We start from the raw sequence: 19854 nt of genomic DNA on the forward strand, positions 1-19854 counted from the left end.
ATGAACATCGCCTCCTGGTGCATCCAGAACAACCGGACTTCCCTCGTCGTCTTCCTCCTGTTGGCTTTTCTCGGGTTCTCCACCTATCTGAACATCCCCCGCCTGGAAGACCCTGAATTCACCGTGCGCGTCGCCCTGGTGATCACCCCCTTTCCCGGCGCTTCCCCCCAGCGTGTGGAGGAATTGGTCACGGACAAGCTGGAGGAGCGCATCCGGGAAATCGCGGAGGTGGACTACATTACCTCCCAGTCCATGTCCGGCCTGTCCATCATTGAGGTGAACATCCAGCAGCGGTTCAAGGATCTGGGTCCGATCTGGCAGAACCTGCGCAACAAGGTGGCCGACGCGGCCCCGGACCTGCCCGACGGCGTCCTGCCCTCCATGGTTGACGACGAGTTCGGCGACGTGTTCGGCATTCTCATCGCCCTGACCGGGGACGGCTACACCTACCGGGAGATGAAGGACACCGCGGACCAGGTCCGGGACCAGCTCCTGCGCTTGGAGGACGTGGGCAAGGTGTCCCTGCATGGCGTCCAGGAAGAACGCATTTATGTGGATTTTTCCAATGCCCGGCTGGCCGAGTTCGGATTCAGCCCGGCCCATGTGGTCCACCTGCTTCAGACCCAGAACGCCATCCAACCTAGCGGCGTGGCCCTGGCCGGCGCCGAGCGGATCGTCATCGAGCCCTCCGGCGAATTCACTTCCCTGGACGATCTGGCCAATGCCACCTTCCGCCTGCCGGGCCGGACCGACGCCATCGCCCTGCGGGACTTCGCCGCCATCTCCCGGGACTACGTGGACCCGCCCGACCCCATGGCCCGGTTCAACGGGCAGCGCACACTGATCCTGGCCGTGAGCATGGCCCAGGGCGGCAAGATCACGGACCTGGGCGACCGGGTCCAGGAACGGCTGACCGAGCTGCGGGCCAACCTGCCCATGGGCCTGGAACTGGACATCCTGCTTTTCCAGCCGGACTTCGTGCGCACGGCCATCGACGACTTCATGGTCAACCTGTTTCTGGCCTTCGTCTTCGTGGTCGCGGCCATGTTCGTGTTCACGGGCTTGCGCACCGGCATCGTAGCCGGGCTGATCATCCCCATGTCCATCTTGACCTGCATCGCCCTGATGCCCCTGTTCGGCGTGGACCTGCAGCGGGTCTCCATCGCCTCGTTCATCATCGCCCTGGGCCTGCTGGTGGCCAACGGCGTGGTGGTCAGCGAGAACATCCTGGTCCGCCTGAACCGGGGCGAGGACCGCCGGGATGCGGCCGTGCGATCGGTGCGCGAGCTCTGGTTTCCCCTGCTGACCTCCTCCCTGACCACGATCTTCGCCTTCATGCCCATTCCCATGGCCAAGTCCGAGACCGGGGAATACACCATGTCCCTGTTCATCGTGGTCAGCCTGACCCTGCTCTTGTCCTGGATCTACTCCCTGACCATGGTTCCCCTGCTCAGTTACTACTTCCAGAAGCCGCGCCAAAGAGAGCGCCTGGGGGAAGGGCAAAACGGACGCGAACCCTTTTCCGGCTTCTGGTACCGGGGATTTCGGGCTCTGCTGCTGTTCTGCCTGCGCCGCCGCGCGCTTTTTCTGGCCTTCGCCCTGCTGCTGACCATTGGCGGGACCGCGGCCTTCCGCCAGGTGCCGACCATCTTCTTCCCGCCCAATGACCGGGAAATGTTCACCATCGACTTCTGGCAGCCCTTTGGCACGGATATCCGCTCCACCGCGGATCGGCTGGCCGAACTGGAAGCCCACCTGCTCGATCAACCCGGCGTGGATTCCCTGGGCGCGTTCATCGGTTCCGGCGGACCGCGCTGGTACCTCTCCCTGAATCCGGAGCAGACCAATCCCAACTACGCCTTCGTCATCGTGAACACCAAAAGCCTGGAGGACGTCGCCCCGCTGATCCGGTCCACCCGGGGCTATCTGGACGACCACTTCCCTGACGCCCGGCATACGGTGAGCCGCCTGGAACTCGGCCCGCCCGTGGGCGCGCCGATCCAGATCCGCGTCTCCGGTCCGGAAATCGACGCCCTGTACCGGCTGCGGGACAATATCGTCCTGGCCATCGCCCCGATTGAGGGCATCACCTCCATCTACGACGACTGGGGCGAATGGACCAAGAAACTGGTCGTGGACGTGAACCAGGAACAGGCCAAGCGCACCGGACTAAGCACCCGGGACATCGCCCTGTCCCTGCAAACCCAGATTTCCGGTCTCACGGCCACCCAGTACAGGGAAGGCGACAACCTGGTGCCGATAGTGCTCCGGGCTCAGGAAAGCTTTCGGGAAGATCTGGGCAACATCGAAGGGCTCAACGTCTATGGGTTTAGCGCCGACAATGCCCAGGTCCGCGGCGTGCCCTTGCTCCAGTTGGCCGACACCCGGCTGGTCTGGCAGCCCAGCGACATTCGCCGCCGGGACCAGACCCGGACTATGACCGTAAAGGTGGAAATCTCCGGGCGCTACGCCGCGGACGTCCTGACCGAGGTCCAGGCCGAGGTGGACCGGATCGCCCAGGGGCCCGAATGGCCGGATCACTATTTCGTGGAGTACGGGGGAGAGGTGGAGGAAAGCACCGAGGCCAACGCATCGGTTATGGCCGGGGTGCCCCTGGCCATGGGCCTGCTGGCCCTGGTGCTCATCGTACAGTTCAATTCCATCCGCCGCTTCCTGATCATCATGCTGACCATCCCGCCGATGATGGTCGGGATCAGCGCCGGACTGCTGCTGACCCGGGAGCCCTTCGGGTTCATGGCCATGCTGGGCATGATCAGTCTGGTGGGGATCATCGTGAACAACGCCATCCTGATCCTGGACCGGATGGAGATCGAACGGGCCGAAGGCAAACAGCCGCAAGAACTTGTGGTGGATGCCGTCCTGGAACGGCTGCGGGCCATCTTCCTGACCGCGGCCACCACGATCATGGGCCTGGTTCCCCTGGCCGTGCTCGGCGGCGACATGTGGCGGCCCATGGCCAATGTCCTGATCTTCGGCCTGGCCTTCTCCTCCCTGTTCACCCTGGTCCTCTGCCCGGTGCTCTACGCCGCGTTCTTCAGGGTGCGGTTCGCGAAGTCGTGAGCCTGGGGCGGCAAAGCCGTCCGGAATCGAATATGAATCTCGTCAGTTGTGGCAGGAAAACGAGGAAGAAAAACAAAGGAAAAAATGCGGAAAGGTTCTTTCTGAATGAAATGGCTCAGCGCGTTGGGCATCAATTTTATTGTACCAGCTTTGAAACCTGACGGCTCGAAAGGCAACGGTCTAAAACGAACAAAAAAGCCGTTCAAGCTAGATTTTACCAGCTTAAACGGCTTTCAGGAACTATGTCGAACAATGCGTTGGCGGAGAGGGAGGGATTCGAACCCTCGATAGAAGTTTTAGCCCCTATACTCGCTTAGCAGGCGAGCGCCTTCGACCGCCTCGGCCACCTCTCCCCAAAGCGACGACTTTTACCTCAATCTCCGGCTCGGGTCAAGCTTTTCGTCGCCCCTGTATTATCACCCCAACGTCCTCACATCTGTAGAGTTCCTCGATCCACCCCCCGCCCGCTCTCCCAGCATTTTTAAAGAAGCGCTCTTGAAAAGATGCTCCAGAAAGCCCGCCTTTGACAGAATCACGCCCCCCGGATACATTCCACGACCGGTTTTTTCTGGACATCTTACCTTAACGGCAGGCCCTTCATGGAACAATTTCCTCGCGTACACAGACTGCCCCCTTATGTTTTCGCCGTGGTCAACGAACTCAAGGCCCGGATGCGTCATCAAGGGGAGGACATCATTGATCTCGGCATGGGCAATCCGGACCTGGCCACGCCCAAACACATCGTGGACAAGCTCTGCGAGGCCGCGCACAAGGCCACGAACCATCGCTACTCCGCCTCCAAGGGCATTCCCAAGCTGCGCCTGGCCATCTGCGACTGGTACTGGCGACGGTTCGGGGTTGAGCTGAACCCGGACCAGGAGTCCGTGGTCACTCTGGGCGCCAAGGAAGGCCTAGCCCACTTGGCCATGGTCATGCTCAGCCCCGGTGACGTGGTTTTTGCCCAGGACCCGACGTATCCCATCCATCCTTATTCGGCGATCATCGCCGGCGCGGATGTCCGGCGCATCCCCATCGGCCGAGACCGAGACTTTTTCGAGGACCTGATAGTGGCCACCCGCCAGACCTGGCCCCAGCCCAAAGTGCTGATCATCTCCTACCCGCACAACCCCACCACCCAGTGCGTGGACTTGGCCTTTTTCGAGAAGATCGTCGACTTTGCCAAAGAACACAAGATGTATGTGATTCACGACCTGGCCTACGCCGACCTGACCTTCGACGGCTATCAGGCCCCCAGCTTTTTGCAGGCCAAAGGCGCCAAGGACGTGGGAGTGGAATTTTTCTCCCTTTCCAAGAGCTATTCCATGGCCGGCTGGCGCGTTGGGTTCTGCGCGGGCAACCGGGACATGGTCCAGGCCCTGACCCGGATCAAAAGCTACTTGGACTACGGCATGTTCCAGCCCGTTCAGATCGCGGCGATCATCGCCCTGAACGGTCCTCAGGACTGCGTCCAGGAAATCGTGGGCACCTACAAGGATCGCCGGGACGCATTGATCGAAGGCCTGCACCGCATCGGCTGGGACGTTCCCTCGCCCAAGGGCACGATGTTCGTCTGGGCTCAGATTCCCGAAGAATTTCGAAGCATGGGTTCGGTGGAGTTTTCCAAGCTGCTCCTGCGGGAAGGCAAGGTGGCCGTGTCTCCGGGCCTCGGTTTCGGAAACTACGGCGACGACCACGTCCGCTTTGCCCTGGTGGAAAACCGTCACCGCATCAATCAAGCAATTCGCGGATTGCGAAAAGTCATCTCGGGGGAATCATGTCCGGAGACCTGATCCGCCTGGGACTGGCCGGGCTTGGCACCGTGGGCACGGGGCTGGCCAAAATCCTGGCTTCCAACGCGGACTGGATCGAGCGGCGGCTGGGCCGTCGCGTGACGATCAAGACCGCTCTGGTCCGCGACCCATCCAAACCCAGGGATGTTCCCGCGGACATGCCCATCCGGCTGACCTCCGACATCCAGGATTTGCTCGACGACCCGGAACTGGACGTCATAGTGGAACTCATGGGTGGCCAGGACACCGCCTACGAACTGATCACCAAATCCTTGCGTTCGGGTCGGCACGTGGTCACGGCCAACAAGGCCCTGCTGGCCGAACGGGGCAACGAACTTTTCGCCCTGGCAGCGGAAAAGGGCGTGGGTCTGGGCTTCGAGGCGAGTATTGCCGGGGGCATTCCCATCGTCCAAACCCTCAAGGAGGGATTGGCCGGCAATCGGATCAAGGTGCTCACCGGCATACTCAACGGCACGGCCAATTTCATCCTTTCGGAAATGACCTCCCGGGGGCTGGACTTCCAGACCGCCCTGCGCCAGGCCCAGGTCAAGGGCTATGCCGAGGCCGACCCCACTCTGGACATCGAGGGCATGGACGCGGCCCACAAGCTGATTCTGCTGATCCGGTTGGCCCACGGTCAGGACTATCCTCTGACCAGTCTGCCGGTCACGGGCATCACCCACGTGGATCCTCAGGACATCGCCTTTGCCGAGGAATTCGGCTACCGAATCAAGCTCATCGCCCAGGTCCGGGAGTCCGACGGCCTGCTGGACGCAGGGGTGTTCACGGCCCTGGTCCGGAGGGAGGCCATTCTGGGCAAGGTGGACGGCCCGTTCAACGCCATCCTCCTGGACGGCGATGCGGTGGGGCCGATCATGCTCTACGGCCAGGGCGCCGGAGACCTGCCCACGGGCAGCGCCGTGCTCGCGGACATCATGAACCTGGTTCGTGGCGGGGAGGGGCCGGACAATACCGGTTTCCAGAACGCCACCCTGCCCCCGGCCCGCATTCTGTCCCCCGAACTGGTTCGTTCCCGGCACTATTTCCGATTTTCCGTCCAGGATCGCCCCGGCGTCCTGGCCAGCATTGCCGGGATGCTCGGACAACGCAACATCAGCATCGCCCAGGTGGTCCAGAAGGGGTCACCGACGGGACGCAGCGTCCCGGTGGTTATCATCACCCACAAGGCCCAGGCCCAGGACGTCCAGGCAGCTGTCGGCGAAATCGATCGGCAAAGCTTTATCACCGCCCCCACTGTGCATCACAGGATACTCCCCTCCCCGGCATGAACGCTGTTTGCCGCGATCGACCACGGTGCCACGGCATCATCCCGGCCCGCTTCGCCTCTACCCGCTTTCCGGGCAAGCCGCTGGCCGACATCCTGGGCAAGCCCATGATCTGGCACGTGTACCAGCGGGCCCGGGCCTGTCCGGATCTGTGCGGCGTGACCCTGGCCACGGACGACCAACGGATTTTGGAAGCGGCCCGAAAGTTGGACATCCCGGCGACCATGACCCGCGACGACCACCCCTGCGGCACTGACCGGGTCCTGGAGGCCGCTGAACGACTGGGGGTCGCCGCGGACGACGTGGTGGTGAACATCCAGGGCGACGAACCGGCCTTGCACCCAGAACTGCTGACCGTGCTGCTCAGCCCCTTCGACGACCCAACCGTCCAGGTGAGCACGCTGGCCAGACCGCTTACTCACAAAGAAGCCCAAAGTCCCGACGTAGTCAAAGTCGTCACCGACGCCCAAGACCGGGCACTCTACTTTTCCCGCGCCCTCATCCCTTATCCCAGGGAAGGCCCCGGCGACTTTTTGGGTCATATCGGACTGTACGCCTTCCGGATGCGCACCCTGCGCACCTTCGTCGGCCTCGGCCCGGGGAAGCTGGAACATATTGAAAAACTTGAACAACTACGGCTTCTGGAAGCAGGCATTCCCATCCGCGTTTTGCGCACGGAGCATTGCACCCATGGCGTGGACCGGCCCGAGGACGTCCCCAAGGTTTGCGTACTCCTTCGGGAACAAGGATTAGCCTGACTTTCGACCGCGATCATCACGACAACCCACATGAGGCACGACATGCGCGCGATATTAGCTCTTGAAGATGGCACTTGGTTCGCCGGACGCTCCTTTACCGGCGAAGGCGAAGCCGGCGGCGAGGTGATTTTCAACACCGGCATGACCGGATATCAGGAAGTGCTCACCGACCCCTCGTACATTGGTCAGATGGTCTGCATGACCTATCCGCTGATGGGCAACTACGGAGTCAACCCCGAGGACGTGGAGTCCGACCGGGTCCAGGTGGAGGCGATGATCGTCAAGGAGTGCTGCAAGCAACCCTCCAACTGGCGAGCCACCCAGACCCTGCCGGGCTATCTACGCGACGCCGGGGTGGTCGGTCTGGAAGGCATCGACACCCGGGCCCTGACCCGGCATCTGCGCATCCACGGAGCCAAGCGCGGCGTGATCTCCACCCGAAACGTCCCGGTCCAGGAACTGGTGGAACAGGCCCAGGCCCTGCCCTCCATGGAGGGCGCGAACCTGGTCCAGCGGGTCAACGTACCCGGCCCGTACGTCTGGGACGGTCAAAGGCCGAAACCGGTGAACATCGACCAGGGCTTTTCCTGGACCGACCGTGAATATGGCCGTGAATATGGTCGGGGATACCGGGTTGTGGTCTTTGATTTCGGCATCAAGTGGAGCATCCTGCGCATTCTCCGGGAAAAGGGACTGGACCTGCTAATGGTCCCGTCCACCTTCACGGCGGAGCAGGTCATGGCCCTGAAGCCGGACGCGGTGTTTCTGGGCAACGGACCGGGCGATCCGGCGGCGGTGACCGAGGCGGTGCGGACCGTCGCGGCGCTTACGGACAAGCTGCCCATGGCCGGAATCTGCCTGGGCCAGCAGATCATGGGCCTGGCCCTGGGCGGGACCACCTTCAAACTGAAATTCGGCCACCACGGCCTGAACCATCCGGTCAAGGAACTGGCCACGGGCCGGGTGGAGATTTCCTCCCAGAATCACGGTTTTTGCGTGGATTTCGGCCAGGCCGATTTTTACGAACCCACCCACGTCAATCTCAACGACAACACTCTGGAAGGCTTCCGGCACAAGACCAAGCCGCTGATGGCCGTCCAGCACCATCCTGAAGCCGGTCCCGGCCCCCACGACTGTCGCTCGTTCTTCGACCGCTTCATCTCCATGTTGGACGACGTAGTCGGCAAACGATAGGAGAGCCTCCATGTCCACGGAATTGATCAAGGCCCGCTCAGCGCTGGCGGGCATCAACACTCTGCTCAAGCAGCAAAAGGTCCTGCCCGCGGTCCTGGCGTTGCACGACGCCCTGGGCCTGATCATCCGCACGCCTTTGATGAAAAGCGAACGCGCGGATTTTGAGCGTTCCCTGGAAAACGCCGTTTTTCGGCTCAACGGCGACGCCAATCTACGCAAAATCTACCCGATCCTGCTCCAATACACTCCCGGCGAGGAAGCCGCGCTTCAGGGCATGCTTCGGGAGTTGCTGAACGAACTGCAGGAAAGCGCGGTCCAGGACGCCAAAAAAATGCTGGCCGAACAGGAGCGCCGCAAACAGGAGGGCTTTGCCAAAGGCCGGCAATTGATCCTGGAAGGCCAATACGATCCCGCGGGCCAGTTCTTCGACAAGATGCTCAAGTATTTTCACGACGATCAAGAACTACGGGTGGACATCGGCGAACTGTTCCTTGAGGCTGGCCAGTTCGACCAGGCCTTCACCTATCTGCTCGAATCCATGCGGAACAACCCGGAATCCGTCCACCTGCTGAACCGCATCGGCATGGGCCTGCGCAAGCTGGGCAAGTTCGAGGAGGCGGAACAATGCTTCCTGCAGGCCCTGAAGCTGTCCACGGACGACGAACGGCTCTATTTCAACCTTGGGCGCGTCTATGTCGACCGTGCCCAATGGGATAAGGCCGAGCAAGCCGCTTCCAAGGCCATGGCCCTCAACCCCGACCTGGAGCAGGCCAAAAAAATGCGGGATTTCGCCCAACGCAAACGAAAGGGCTGATCATTTTCCCCATGCGTTGACAATTGTCCTCAAAACTCTCTATCAATCCGAGTTTTGTCTCGGCCCGATCCCGTACACCCCATTTCGCCAAAGGACGACGTTCCATGTCCACTTCCATCGATACCGCCGTCTTCGTCCCCAGCCCCTCCCGCGCTTCGGCCTGTCTCGACTGGCTGCAGATGCTCACCGGCGCTGGCCTGATCCTGTTCATGTGGGCGCACATGCTTCTGGTGGCCAGCGTGATCATCGGTCCGGGTGTGATGAACGCCATTGCCCATTTTTTCGAGGCCACATACATGGCCCAAGTGGGCGGTCCGCTGATTGGCCTTGTTTTTCTCCTGCACTTTGTTCTGGCGGCCCGTAAGATCCCCTTCCGGGCCGAACAGCAGTCCAAAATCTGGAAGCACTCCCGGATGCTGGCCCACAAGGACACCTGGCTCTGGCTCGTCCAGGTGGTCACGGCCATGATCATCCTGATCATGGGGGCTATCCACATGTGGGTGGTGCTTACGGACCTGCCCATCACCGCGGAGAAAAGCGCGGCCCGGATTCAGGACGGTTTCTGGATGGGCTTCTACCTCGTCCTGCTGCCCCTGGTAGAGCTGCACGTGGGCGTGGGCCTGTACCGGATCGCCGTGAAATGGGGATTCGTGGGTCGGGCTGATCGCCCCAGAATGCAGCGTGTCGAGTACATCGTCACCGGAGGGTTCATCTTCATCGGCCTGATTGCCCTGCTCCGGTTTTATTTTCTCACGATATAAAGGAAAGACCATATGCAGACCTTCCAAACCGACCTTCTGTGCATCGGTGCCGGACTTGCCGGTGAACGCGTGGCCATCGAAGCCGCGGCCGCCGGGTTCGACGTCACGTGCCTGAGCCTTGTCCCGGCCCGCCGCTCCCACTCCTCCGCGGCCCAGGGTGGCATGCAGGCGGCCCTGGGCAACTGTGCCATGGGCGAGGGTGACTCGCCGGACGTTCATTTCGAGGACACGGTTAAAGGTTCGGACTGGGGTTGCGACCAGGAAGTGGCCCGGCTGTTCTGCGACAACGCGCCCATTGCCATGCGCCAGTTGGCGGCCTGGGGCGTACCCTGGAACCGGGTCGTGCCGGGCAAGTCCACCTATTTCAAGGGCGGCAAGCTGTTCGAAAAGGAAGAAAAGCAGGAGAAGGAGGGGTTAATCACTGCCCGGGCCTTCGGCGGCACGGCTAAATGGCGGACCTGCTACACTTCCGACGGTACGGGCCATACCGTGCTCTACACCATGGACAATCGGGCCGTGCAGCTGGGCGTCGTGGTCCATGACAAGGTCGAGGCCCTCAGCCTGATCCACGACGGAGAAAACTGCCTGGGCGCGGTGGTCCGCTGCCTGAAGACCGGCGAGCTGCGCGTCTATCTGGCCCGGGTCACGCTCATCGCCACCGGTGGATTCGGCCGAATCTACCGAGAATCCACCAACGCCGTGATCAACGACGGCGGCGGCCTGATCATCGCCCTGGACACCGGAGTCGTCCCCCTGGGCAACATGGAGGCGGTCCAGTTCCATCCCACGGGCATCGTGCCCACGGACATCCTGGTCACCGAAGGCTGCCGCGGCGACGGCGGGACCCTGCTGGACAAGAACGAGCACCGCTTCATGCCCGACTACGAGCCGGACAAGTCGGAACTGGCCTCACGGGACGTGGTCTCCCGCTGGATGACCCACCACATGCGTCAAGGCCTGGGCGTTCCCAGCCCCTACGGCGACCACCTCTGGCTGGACATCCGCCATCTTGGCTGCCAGCACCTGGCTACCAAGCTGCGGGAAGTGGATGAAATCTGCAAAAATTTTCTGGGTATCGATCCCTCCAAAAACCTGATCCCGGTCCGCCCCACCCAGCACTACAGCATGGGCGGCGTGCGCACGGACAAGGACGGTCTGGCCTACGGTCTGAAAGGCCTGTTCTCCGCCGGAGAGGCGGCCTGTTGGGACATGCACGGCTTCAATCGCCTGGGCGGCAACTCCTTGGCCGAAACCGTGGTCGCCGGAATGATCGTCGGCGCAAAGGTCGTGGACTATCTCCGAGACCATCAGGTTTCCTATCCCACCGGCCTGATCCGGGATTTTGCCGCCAACCAGCAAGATCGGATCAAACGCTTGATCTCCAAGGCCGACGGCAAGGAAAACGTCTTCACCGTGCGCAACGCCATGTACGACGCTCTGATGCACGGCGCGGGCATCTTCCGCAACGGCAAGGATCTGGAAGCCTGCGTCCAAACCCTCCAGGAAGTCCATGAGCGGACCAACAAGATCGGTCTTCGCTCCAACGGTCGGGGCGCGAACCCGGAACTGGCGCTGGCCCTGCGCCTGCCGGGCATGGTCCGCCTAGCCCTGTGCGTGGCCCAGGGCGCCCTGCAACGCACGGAAAGCCGGGGCAGCCATGCCCGGGAAGACTACCCGGAGCGCAACGACCGCGACTGGCTGGTGCGCACCCTGGCCACCTGGCAACCCGGCGCGCCCCTACCGACCCTGAACTATGAACCGGTCTCCCAAGTCTGGTCCATCCCCCCGGGCGAACGCGGCTACGGCGGCGGCAAGATCATCCCGGCGGACCCCAAGGAATAGCAGTCCGTTGAAAAACTCCCAATTGCTGCGTCGCTGCAAAAAGTTCAAACTCTCACGTATGAATAAATACGCTTCGACCTTGAACTTTTTTCGCTCCTTGCACTTGGGGTTTTTGAACGGACTGATGGATAAGGACTTTTTCAACACTCAGCTAGGCTGAAAATCGCTTCTCAACAACGCCCAAGGCCGCATCCATACTTTCATCACGTAAAACGAGGAACCGCATGGCCAGGAATCTGACCTTCTCCATCTTCCGTTACAATCCCCAGGACCCGGTTTCCGTGCCGCACACGGACACCTTTGTCCTGGACGAGACCAATCACATGACTCTGTTCATCGCCCTGAACAGAATCCGTGAAGAACAAGACCCCGGCCTGCAGTTTGATTTCTGTTGCCGGGCCGGAATCTGCGGGGCCTGCGCCATGGTCGTCAATGGTCGCCCAGGTTTGGCCTGTCATACCAAGACCAAGGATCTCCCGGATGCCATCACCTTGATGCCTCTGCCTTTTTTCACCCTGGTGGGCGATCTGTCCGTGGACACCGGAACGTGGTTTCGGAACATGGCTCAGCGGGTCCGCTCCTGGGTGCATACGGACAAGGAATTCGACCCCAAGGCCTTGGAAGAACGCATGGACAACGCCGTGGCCGAGGAAATCTACGAACTGGAACGCTGCATCGAGTGCGGCTGCTGCGTGGCCGCCTGCGGCACCGCGATCATGCGTCCCGACTTTCTGGGCGCCGCCGGGCTGAACCGCCTGGCCCGCTTTGTTCTCGACCCGCGGGACAAGCGCACGGAACAGGACTATTTCGACATTGTGGGCAACGACCAGGGTATTTTCGGCTGCATGGGCCTGCTGGCCTGCGAGGACGTCTGCCCCAAGCACCTGCCATTGCAGGACCAGTTGGGTATGCTGCGCTGGAAGATGGGTTGGGCCGGGATAATGAATCTGTTGCCGTGGAAAAGGAAATAAGGAGACAGCCGTGCGTACCGTCAAATCATCCGACATCGCGGACCGGGTCGCGGAAATGGTGGTCCGGGCCAACCGCATTCTGCCTCCGGACGTCCTGACCGCCATCAGCCAGGCCAAGGAGCAGGAAAGCTCCCCTGCGGGGCGTGAAATCCTCGGACAGCTCGAGGAAAACGCGGCCCTGGCCAGGGAAAGCGGCCTGCCGCTTTGCCAGGACACGGGCATGGCCGTCTTTTTCGTGGAACTGGGCGAACAGTGCCGTGTGGACGGCGCGAGCCTGCGCGAGGCCATTACCCAAGGCATGGTTCGCGGCTACCAGGACGGCCTGCTGCGCAAATCCATGTGCCACCCCCTGACCCGCAAGAACACCGGCGACAATACCCCCGCCGTGATTCATGTGGATATCGTGGAGGGGGACGGCCTGAAAATTTCCTTCATGGCCAAGGGCGGGGGCAGTGAAAACATGTCCCGGGTGACCATGCTCTCCCCGGCCCAGGGTTGGAAAGGCATCAAGGACTTCGTCCTGGGCCGTGTGGCCGAGGCCGGTCCCAACCCCTGCCCGCCGACCATGCTCGGCATCGGCATCGGCGGCTCCTTCGAGCTAGCCCCCAAGCTGGCCAAGCAAGCCTTGCTCCGCCCTCTGAACCAGCTCCATCCGGATCCGGAAATCGCCCGAATGGAACAGGAACTGTTGGACGAGATCAACACCCTGGGCATCGGCCCCATGGGCCTGGGCGGGGACACCACCTGCCTGGGAGTGCGCATCAGCATGGCCCCCTGCCATATCGCCAGCCTGCCCCTGGCCGTGAACGTTCAATGTCATTCCGCACGCCACGAGGAGGTGGAACTGTGAGCAAGGAATATCGATTGCAGGCCCCTCTACGCGACGAGGACGTGATCCAACTCAAGGTAGGGGATCGGGTGCTGCTTTCCGGCATTATCTACACGGCCCGGGACGCGGCGCACAAAAAAATTATCCAGGCCCTGGAAAGCGGATCGGAGCTGCCCTTCCCCCTCAAGGGCGCGGTCATCTATTACGTCGGCCCATCCCCGGCCCCGGAAGGCCGACCCATCGGCTCCGCCGGTCCCACCACCAGCTACCGCATGGACAGCTATACGCCCCGGCTGCACAGCCTCGGGGTCAAGGCGACCATCGGCAAGGGCAAACGCGGTCAGGACGTCAAAGACGCCCTGGTCCGTCACAACGCGGTCTACTTCGGGGCCACCGGCGGAGCCGGGGCCCTGCTCTCCCAACGTATTGAATCCTCCAAGATAATCGCCTTCGAAGACCTCGGCCCGGAAGCCGTCCGCGAACTGGTGGTTCGGGACTTTCCATTGCTGGTGGTCAACGACGCCTTTGGCGGCGAACTCTACGCCAAGCCGAACCTGCCCGACTAACCTTTCATCATTCGGAGGGTCGCCCATGGACGTCAAAAAAGAGGTCCACGCCGGACTCTCATTCCAGCCATGCGCACCCTGGTCATGAATCTGACCCGCTTCGGCGACCTGTTGCAGACGCAGCCGGTCATTGCCGGGTTGCGGGACCAAGGGCGTTCCGCGGCCCTGATCTGTCTGGACAACTTTGCCGGGGCGACTCAGTTTTTGCCGGATGCGGAAGAGGTCTTCGCCCTGCCCGGGGCCGGCCTACTGGCGGACCTGGACCGCAGCTGGCCCACGGCCCTGGAGCGCCTCGCCGCCTGGAAACGGACGGTTGTCGGAGATCATTCCGCGTCGCCGCTGCTGAACCTGACTCCTGTCCAAAGCGCTCGCCTGCTGGCCCGAGTCCTGACCACAGCTCCAGTCTCCGGCTTCGGCCTGGATGACCAAGGCTTCGGATACTACGGCAACGCCTGGGCCGCTTTTTTGCAAACTTCCACCATGAACCGGGGATGCAGCCCATTCAACCTGGTGGACCTGATGCTGCGCGGGGCGGATTTGCCAATATCAGGCCGCGACCTGGAGTTGGCCCGCCCTGACCAGGATGTCCTGGATCACCTCCAAGCCATGCTGGAGGGGGCCGCTTCGACCACCGCCGCTTCCTCCCGCCGGGGCTACGTGGCCCTGCAACTCGGGGCCAGCGAGCCGCGCAGGCAGTGGCCGGAGGAATATTTTGCCCAGCTCGGCGGTTTGCTCTGGGAGCGGTTTGGACTCTGCCCGGTGCTCCTGGGCACGGCAGCGGAGCGTCGTCTTGTGGACGGTTACGCGGCCAAGACGTCCGCCCCGTTCATCGACCTAACCGGCCGAACCAGCCTGCCCGAACTGGCCGCGGCCCTGTGTCACGCCGATCTGCTGGTGACCAACGACACCGGCACCATGCATTTGGCCGCTGGTCTTGGCCGCCCCGTGGCCGCCATTTTCCTGGCCACGGCCCAACCTTGGGACACCGGGCCGTACCAAGAAAACAGCCTTTGCCTGGAACCGAACCTGGACTGCCACCCCTGCGCCTTCGGTACAACCTGTGACCGCCAGGAAGAATGCCGCCACGCCATCACTCCGGAACAAGCCTTTGAGCTCATCCGCGCCCATCTCCTGCCCCAATCAGATGAGGACCAACCAGCCACGGCTCATCCGAAATCCGTCCGAGCCTGGAAAACCTGTCGGGACGCACACGTTTTTTTGGATTTAACGGCACTCACCGGCCAGGAAACAGACCCGCGCACCCAATGGATCCGCATCCAGCGACACTATTATCGTCAATTTCTTGACCAACAGTCCGACATTCGCCCCCCCGACCACCTTGTTTCCCTGCCCTCCGAAGCCCGGGCCCAAATTCTGGCCTCCCTGGAACAGGCCGTGGCCATGTTGCGTATTCTGGAAAGCCAGGCCCAGGTGCTGGCCACGGCCCCCCTGCCCAAGATCAAGCAAAAATTCATGGCCTATTGGGAACGCCTTCAAGCCCACTGGCAAGCAGACCCGTTCTTTGCGGTCCTGGGCCGATTATGGCTGACGGAGTCACAGGATCAAGGCCGGGACATCGCCCAGATCCTCCGGCTCACACGCCGCTACCTGACCCTGACTTTGGCCTGGAAGGATGCCTTCGACCGTCAATAACTCTCGGCACGAATCTTGAATTGGAGTGAGAAATCCCTACCCACCTTCAAGGAGGTTCCTGCGATGATTATTATCGACGGTCAAAAATCTGATTTCAACATCACAAATTTTACCAATCTGGATGAACTGCTCATCGGTCTGATGAGCATGAAGCACCTGGACAATCGGATCGTAACCGACGTGCTCGTCAACGACGAGGCGTTCTCGGAGATCTATCCCCATCAGGCCGAAGACGTGGATTGCCGAGACATTCAGAAGGTTGAGATCAAGACCATGGGCGTCCCGGAGATGGGCGTGAACATCGCCCGCGAACTTTACAAGGTCATTCGCCTGATGAGCGATGGCTCCAAGCAAGTCGCCGACCTCTTTCGCCGGGCCGACGACGCCGAAGCCCTGGAAATGTACCAGGACCTTCTGGACGTAACCCGCGATTTCCTGGGAATGATCGGCGCGTTGCGCGACGAGTTCGCCCTTTCGGCCAACCCGCAGTTCGAGGACGCGATCAACGAGCTTTCCGAGCTGTTCACTGAAATGCTGGAAGTCCAGGAAAACGAAGACTGGATTCTTCTCTCCGACCTGCTGGAATACGAATTTCATCCGCTGGTGGAACGCTGGAAAAGCATCGTGGCCCAACTCCGGGAAGACGTCCGCAAGTCCATTCGAGAGGGTTAAAATGCATACTTCTGAAGTTGAATCCTATCTGGACGAGGCTCTGGACCTCGGACGAATCGAGCTACACATGCTCACCGAGGGCAATATCGAACAGGCCGAGGCCCTGGCCAATGACCGGGGCCGACTCCTGGACATGGCCTGGAACGGTCGTGGACGGATATCCCAGGATACCTTCCTGAACAAGATGGAAAAGTTGCAGGCCGTGCATAACCAAGTCAGCGCCGAGGCTAGGCGACTGCACAAGCTGCTCAAGGACGACCTGCTCCGCACCCGCCGCCAAAGCCAGGGATATTCCGGATATCGCAACAGCATGCCCACCGCGGCGTCGGAGGCCAAGTTCGTTCAGATGAAGGGGTAATTGGAAGCAGCCCCGGACTTACGAAAAGTTTCGAGGGCAAAGAAGTCTGGATTCCCGCATGCGCGGGAGAAACGCCTTCAGTGGCCCCCTTGCCGATCGGGCGAGAATCCAGAACCTCCAAAAACCGAAAGAACTTTTCGATCTCACGGGCACGGTATTCTTCCGTTCACAGTGCAAAGGCTCTGCAAAAACTCATTTTTCAGCGTACGCCTGAACCGTGTTGCGCAGCAGTTGGGCGATGGTCATCGGGCCGATCCCGCCGGGAACCGGGGTGATCGCGGCGACTTGGTCGCGCAACGCGTCGAAATCCGCGTCACCGACCAGCCCTTGATCCGTGCGGTTGATCCCCACGTCCACCACCACGGCTCCGGGGGCGACCATGTCCGCGGTGGCGAATCGGGGCCGACCCACGGCCAGAAACAAAAAATCCGCCCTGCGCATTTCACCCGCCAGATCAGGCGTCCGGGAGTGACACAAGGTCACTGTGGCGTTGCCCTGGGCATGAGGCTGAGCCAGCAGCAAGGCCAGCGGCTTGCCCACGATGTTGCTGCGGCCCACGACCACGGCTTTTTTCCCGGCTACGCTAAGGTCATACCGGGCCAGCAGCTCCAGAACCCCGGCGGGCGTGCAGGGTCGCAGTCCCGGAAGACCCAGGGTCAGTCGGCCCATATTCTCTGGGTGAAACCCGTCCACGTCCTTCTTCGGGTCGATCAGCTCCAGACAGCGTTGGGCTTCCAGCCTTCGCGGCAACGGCAGTTGAAGCAGGATGCCGTGGATGGTCCGGTCTGCGTTCAGATCACGAATCAGCCCTTCCAGGTGATCCTGGGTCACGTCCCCGGGCAGGCGCAGACTTCGGGAAACAATCCCCACCTCGGCGCAGGCCCGTTCCTTATTGCGCACATAGACCTGGGAGGCCGGGTCGTCGCCCACCAGGATCACGGCCAAACCCGGAGATAAACCGCGGGAAGCGGCCAGATCGGCCACTTCCCGCCGCAATTCCTCACGCATGGCCGCAGCCGTGCGCTTGCCGTCCAGAATCACTGCGCTCACGCGTCGCCCTCTTCCGATTCAACGTCCAGCCACTGGGCGATCATGCTCGGGCCGAAGTACGCGCCCTGTTCTTCCAGCACCTCTTCGATGCGCAGCAACTGGTTGTACTTGGCCAGCCTGTCAGAGCGGCACAGGGAGCCTGTCTTGATCTGACCGGAATTCAAGCCCACGGCCAAATCGGCGATAAAGGCGTCCTCGGTTTCCCCGGAGCGGTGGGAAATGACCGTGCCGTAGGAAGCCGACTTGGCCAGTTCAATGGTGTCCAGGGTCTCGGTGACCGTGCCGATCTGGTTCAGCTTGATCAGGATGGCGTTGGCGATGCCTTCCTGAATGCCCTCGGCCAGGATATCCGGATTGGTCACGAAGATGTCGTCGCCCACGATTTGGATTCGATCCTCAAAGGCCAGGGTCATCTTCCGCCAGCCGTCCCAGTCGCCCTCTGCATGGCCGTCTTCGATGGAGATCAAAGGAAATTCCTGAGTAAACTGACTGTAGTAGTCGATCAATTCTTCCGAGGACAATCGCAGATTCTCCCCGCTGAGCACGTACTTGCCGTCCTTGTAGAACTCCGAGGCCGCGGAGTCGATGGCCAGGGCGATCTCCACGCCCGGCTGGTACCCGGCGGCATCGATGGCCCGCATGATGTACTGGAAGGCTTCCTTGTGGCTCTTGAGATTCGGTGCGAAACCGCCCTCGTCGCCCACCGAGGTGATGTGCTTGTCCTTGGTCAGGATGCCCTTCAGGGCATGAAAGGTTTCCGCGCCCATGCGCAGGGCTTCGGAAAAGGACTCGGCTCCCAGGGGCAAAATCATGAATTCCTGGATGTCCAGGTTGTTGGGCGCGTGGGCTCCGCCGTTCATGATGTTCATCATCGGCACCGGCAGAATTTTGGCGTTCACCCCGCCCAGGTACTGAAACAGAGGCAGACCCAGATAATTGGCCGCGGCCCGGGCTGTGGCCATGGACACGCCCAGCAGGGCATTGGCCCCCAGCCGGGATTTATTCTCCGTGCCATCCAGATCCAACAGGGCCTGATCTACCCTGAGCTGGCTCAAGGCATCCAGACCGATCACCGAGTCCGCGATTTCCTCACGCACGTGCTCCACCGCGGTCATTACGCCCTTGCCGCCGTAGCGGCGCGGGTCGTTGTCGCGCATCTCCAAGGCTTCCCTGGTACCGGTGGAAGCTCCGGAAGGCACGGCCGAACGCCCGGTGGCACCGGACTCCAGGGAGACTTCCACCTCCACCGTGGGGTTTCCGCGAGAATCAAGAATTTCCCTGGCCCAAACGCCGACAATGGTGCTACTCATACAAATACTCCTTTTCGTAACATGTGTGCATTATCCAAAGAGGTCTTCATCAGTCCTCGCATCAACAAGTCCGGTTGGTAGTGATCGATCCCGGAACAAACCTCCACCAGCGCCTTTGCCGGCCCGCCGGTGACCACCACCTCCACGGGCGACGCCAGTTGGGCCTTCAAGCGGACGCAGAGCCCCTCCACCATGGCTGCGAACCCGAAAACCATCCCGTTGCGCAAACTTTCCGCGGTGCTCTGGCCAATGCGCGGGCCGTGCCGGACGTCGTCCAGGGCGATGGTCGGCAACTTGGCGGTTTTCGAAGCCAGGGCCGCAGCCGAGGAATACAGCCCGGGACAGATCAACCCACCTAAATAGGCGCTATCCTGAATGCAGTCAAAGGTCGTGGCCGTGCCGAAGTCCACCACGATCAACGAACGGCTGGAAAAAAGCGAACGGGCCGCGTACCCGGCCACCAGCCGGTCCGCGCCCACCTCGTGGGGCCGGGCATAACGGTTTTCCAGGGGCAAAGGTAGGTCCTCGGGCACGAAGAACACCGGGCAGCCGCAGAACCGCTCCCCGGCGGCCCGAACCAACTCGCCCACCGGCGGAACCACGGAACAGACCACCCACCCCGATACGTCCCCCGAGCGCAACCCGTGCAGCCCAAGAATCTGCACGATCCGCAACCCCCAGGCGTCGGCCGTGGAGTCACGACTGGTGGGTAGGCTGTAAGTCCCAAGGATCGTATCGTCGCGCACCACGCCGATCTTGGTGTTCGTGTTGCCGATGTCCAGCAAAAGCAGATGAGGCATGGGGAAAGAGGGCGGGATTGATGGTTGCGGAAGAAAAATCAATGAATGAAAAGCTGGGAAATGACAAGGGGCGGCTCGCCTCGGACACGCCAAAACAAAGTGGCCTCGACACGAAACCG

General features: G+C 61.6%; 17 protein-coding genes and 1 tRNA gene. 14 read left to right on the forward strand and 4 right to left on the reverse strand.

The annotated features are described in order from the left end of the window. A complete protein-coding gene (locus C6366_RS03645) occupies positions 1–3081 on the forward strand; it encodes an efflux RND transporter permease subunit (protein ID WP_107735981.1) in 3081 nt (1026 codons plus the stop codon). A gap of 258 nt (positions 3082–3339) precedes the next feature. Here C6366_RS03645 and C6366_RS03650 read toward each other — a convergent pair. Further along, a tRNA-Ser gene (locus C6366_RS03650) sits at positions 3340–3434 on the reverse strand. Positions 3435–3680: 246 nt separating this feature from the next. Between C6366_RS03650 and C6366_RS03655 the strand changes: the two genes are divergently transcribed. From C6366_RS03655 to C6366_RS03715, 13 genes are all read left to right on the forward strand, one after another. Then, positions 3681–4871, forward strand: a complete 1191-nt coding sequence (locus tag C6366_RS03655; RefSeq protein WP_107735982.1) for an aminotransferase class I/II-fold pyridoxal phosphate-dependent enzyme — start codon at positions 3681–3683, stop codon at positions 4869–4871. Then, positions 4856–6160 (forward strand): homoserine dehydrogenase, encoded by a 1305-nt coding sequence (locus C6366_RS03660; RefSeq protein ID WP_107735983.1) that lies wholly within the window; start codon positions 4856–4858, stop codon positions 6158–6160. The genes C6366_RS03655 and C6366_RS03660 overlap by 16 nt, the downstream gene beginning before the upstream one ends. Beyond that, positions 6157–6915: a 3-deoxy-manno-octulosonate cytidylyltransferase gene (gene kdsB / locus C6366_RS03665; protein WP_107735984.1), complete on the forward strand. Its 759-nt coding sequence runs from the start codon at positions 6157–6159 to the stop codon at positions 6913–6915. Before C6366_RS03660 ends, kdsB begins: the two co-directional genes overlap by 4 nt. Before the next feature lie 42 nt (positions 6916–6957). Continuing rightward, entirely contained in the window at positions 6958–8109 is a 1152-nt protein-coding gene (gene carA / locus C6366_RS03670) for a glutamine-hydrolyzing carbamoyl-phosphate synthase small subunit (RefSeq protein WP_107735985.1), read from the forward strand. Between the two features lie 10 nt (positions 8110–8119). Then, the gene (locus tag C6366_RS03675; RefSeq protein WP_107735986.1) at positions 8120–8923 is read left to right on the forward strand and encodes a tetratricopeptide repeat protein; all 804 of its coding nucleotides are present in this window, start codon (positions 8120–8122) and stop codon (positions 8921–8923) included. A 104-nt stretch (positions 8924–9027) separates the two neighbouring features. After that, complete coding sequence (locus tag C6366_RS03680) at positions 9028–9684, forward strand: succinate dehydrogenase/fumarate reductase cytochrome b subunit (protein ID WP_107735987.1); 657 nt, start codon at positions 9028–9030, stop codon at positions 9682–9684. Positions 9685–9696: 12 nt separating this feature from the next. After that, positions 9697–11526: a fumarate reductase flavoprotein subunit gene (locus tag C6366_RS03685; protein WP_107735988.1), complete on the forward strand. Its 1830-nt coding sequence runs from the start codon at positions 9697–9699 to the stop codon at positions 11524–11526. Between the two features lie 224 nt (positions 11527–11750). Further along, positions 11751–12497 (forward strand): fumarate reductase iron-sulfur subunit, encoded by a 747-nt coding sequence (locus tag C6366_RS03690; protein ID WP_031388122.1) that lies wholly within the window; start codon positions 11751–11753, stop codon positions 12495–12497. A 10-nt stretch (positions 12498–12507) separates the two neighbouring features. Then, on the forward strand, positions 12508–13347 hold the full coding sequence (locus tag C6366_RS03695; protein ID WP_107735989.1) for a fumarate hydratase: 840 nt from the start codon (positions 12508–12510) through the stop codon (positions 13345–13347). Continuing rightward, on the forward strand, positions 13311–13892 hold the full coding sequence (locus tag C6366_RS03700; RefSeq protein ID WP_107735990.1) for a Fe-S-containing hydro-lyase: 582 nt from the start codon (positions 13311–13313) through the stop codon (positions 13890–13892). The genes C6366_RS03695 and C6366_RS03700 overlap by 37 nt, the downstream gene beginning before the upstream one ends. A gap of 69 nt (positions 13893–13961) precedes the next feature. Continuing rightward, positions 13962–15545, forward strand: a complete 1584-nt coding sequence (locus C6366_RS03705; protein ID WP_107735991.1) for a glycosyltransferase family 9 protein — start codon at positions 13962–13964, stop codon at positions 15543–15545. A 63-nt stretch (positions 15546–15608) separates the two neighbouring features. Further along, the gene (locus C6366_RS03710) at positions 15609–16217 is read left to right on the forward strand and encodes a hypothetical protein (protein ID WP_107735992.1); all 609 of its coding nucleotides are present in this window, start codon (positions 15609–15611) and stop codon (positions 16215–16217) included. 1 nt (position 16218) lies between these two features. Then, a complete protein-coding gene (locus C6366_RS03715) occupies positions 16219–16575 on the forward strand; it encodes a hypothetical protein (RefSeq protein WP_107735993.1) in 357 nt (118 codons plus the stop codon). A gap of 192 nt (positions 16576–16767) precedes the next feature. Here C6366_RS03715 and folD read toward each other — a convergent pair whose 3' ends face one another. From folD to C6366_RS03730, 3 genes are read right to left on the reverse strand one after another with little or no spacing between them, the layout of a single operon-like run. After that, the gene (folD, locus tag C6366_RS03720) at positions 16768–17616 is read right to left on the reverse strand and encodes a bifunctional methylenetetrahydrofolate dehydrogenase/methenyltetrahydrofolate cyclohydrolase FolD (protein ID WP_255412076.1); all 849 of its coding nucleotides are present in this window, start codon (positions 17614–17616) and stop codon (positions 16768–16770) included. Positions 17617–17621: 5 nt separating this feature from the next. Then, a complete protein-coding gene (gene eno / locus C6366_RS03725; RefSeq protein WP_107735994.1) occupies positions 17622–18935 on the reverse strand; it encodes a phosphopyruvate hydratase in 1314 nt (437 codons plus the stop codon). Then, entirely contained in the window at positions 18932–19735 is an 804-nt protein-coding gene (locus C6366_RS03730) for a type III pantothenate kinase (protein WP_107735995.1), read from the reverse strand. Before C6366_RS03730 ends, eno begins: the two co-directional genes overlap by 4 nt. Between the last annotated feature and the right edge of the window lie 119 nt (positions 19736–19854).

Source organism: Desulfonatronum sp. SC1, from assembly GCF_003046795.1.
Lineage (GTDB): Bacteria > Desulfobacterota > Desulfovibrionia > Desulfovibrionales > Desulfonatronaceae > Desulfonatronum.

What these genes read in the sequence shown, in the direction of transcription:
- C6366_RS03680 (WP_107735987.1), top strand. Translation starts at nt 9,028, where the DNA reads ATGTCCACTTCCATCGATACCGCCGTCTTCGTCCCCAGCCCCTCCCGC.
- C6366_RS03660 (WP_107735983.1), top strand. Translation starts at nt 4,856, where the DNA reads ATGTCCGGAGACCTGATCCGCCTGGGACTGGCCGGGCTTGGCACCGTG.
- C6366_RS03655 (WP_107735982.1), top strand. Translation starts at nt 3,681, where the DNA reads ATGGAACAATTTCCTCGCGTACACAGACTGCCCCCTTATGTTTTCGCC.
- C6366_RS03690 (WP_031388122.1), top strand. Translation starts at nt 11,751, where the DNA reads ATGGCCAGGAATCTGACCTTCTCCATCTTCCGTTACAATCCCCAGGAC.
- C6366_RS03675 (WP_107735986.1), top strand. Translation starts at nt 8,120, where the DNA reads ATGTCCACGGAATTGATCAAGGCCCGCTCAGCGCTGGCGGGCATCAAC.
- eno (WP_107735994.1), bottom strand. Translation starts at nt 18,935, where the DNA reads ATGAGTAGCACCATTGTCGGCGTTTGGGCCAGGGAAATTCTTGATTCT.
- C6366_RS03730 (WP_107735995.1), bottom strand. Translation starts at nt 19,735, where the DNA reads ATGCCTCATCTGCTTTTGCTGGACATCGGCAACACGAACACCAAGATC.
- C6366_RS03715 (WP_107735993.1), top strand. Translation starts at nt 16,219, where the DNA reads ATGCATACTTCTGAAGTTGAATCCTATCTGGACGAGGCTCTGGACCTC.
- C6366_RS03645 (WP_107735981.1), top strand. Translation starts at nt 1, where the DNA reads ATGAACATCGCCTCCTGGTGCATCCAGAACAACCGGACTTCCCTCGTC.
- C6366_RS03705 (WP_107735991.1), top strand. Translation starts at nt 13,962, where the DNA reads ATGCGCACCCTGGTCATGAATCTGACCCGCTTCGGCGACCTGTTGCAG.
- kdsB (WP_107735984.1), top strand. Translation starts at nt 6,157, where the DNA reads ATGAACGCTGTTTGCCGCGATCGACCACGGTGCCACGGCATCATCCCG.
- C6366_RS03710 (WP_107735992.1), top strand. Translation starts at nt 15,609, where the DNA reads ATGATTATTATCGACGGTCAAAAATCTGATTTCAACATCACAAATTTT.
- carA (WP_107735985.1), top strand. Translation starts at nt 6,958, where the DNA reads ATGCGCGCGATATTAGCTCTTGAAGATGGCACTTGGTTCGCCGGACGC.
- C6366_RS03685 (WP_107735988.1), top strand. Translation starts at nt 9,697, where the DNA reads ATGCAGACCTTCCAAACCGACCTTCTGTGCATCGGTGCCGGACTTGCC.
- C6366_RS03700 (WP_107735990.1), top strand. Translation starts at nt 13,311, where the DNA reads ATGTCATTCCGCACGCCACGAGGAGGTGGAACTGTGAGCAAGGAATAT.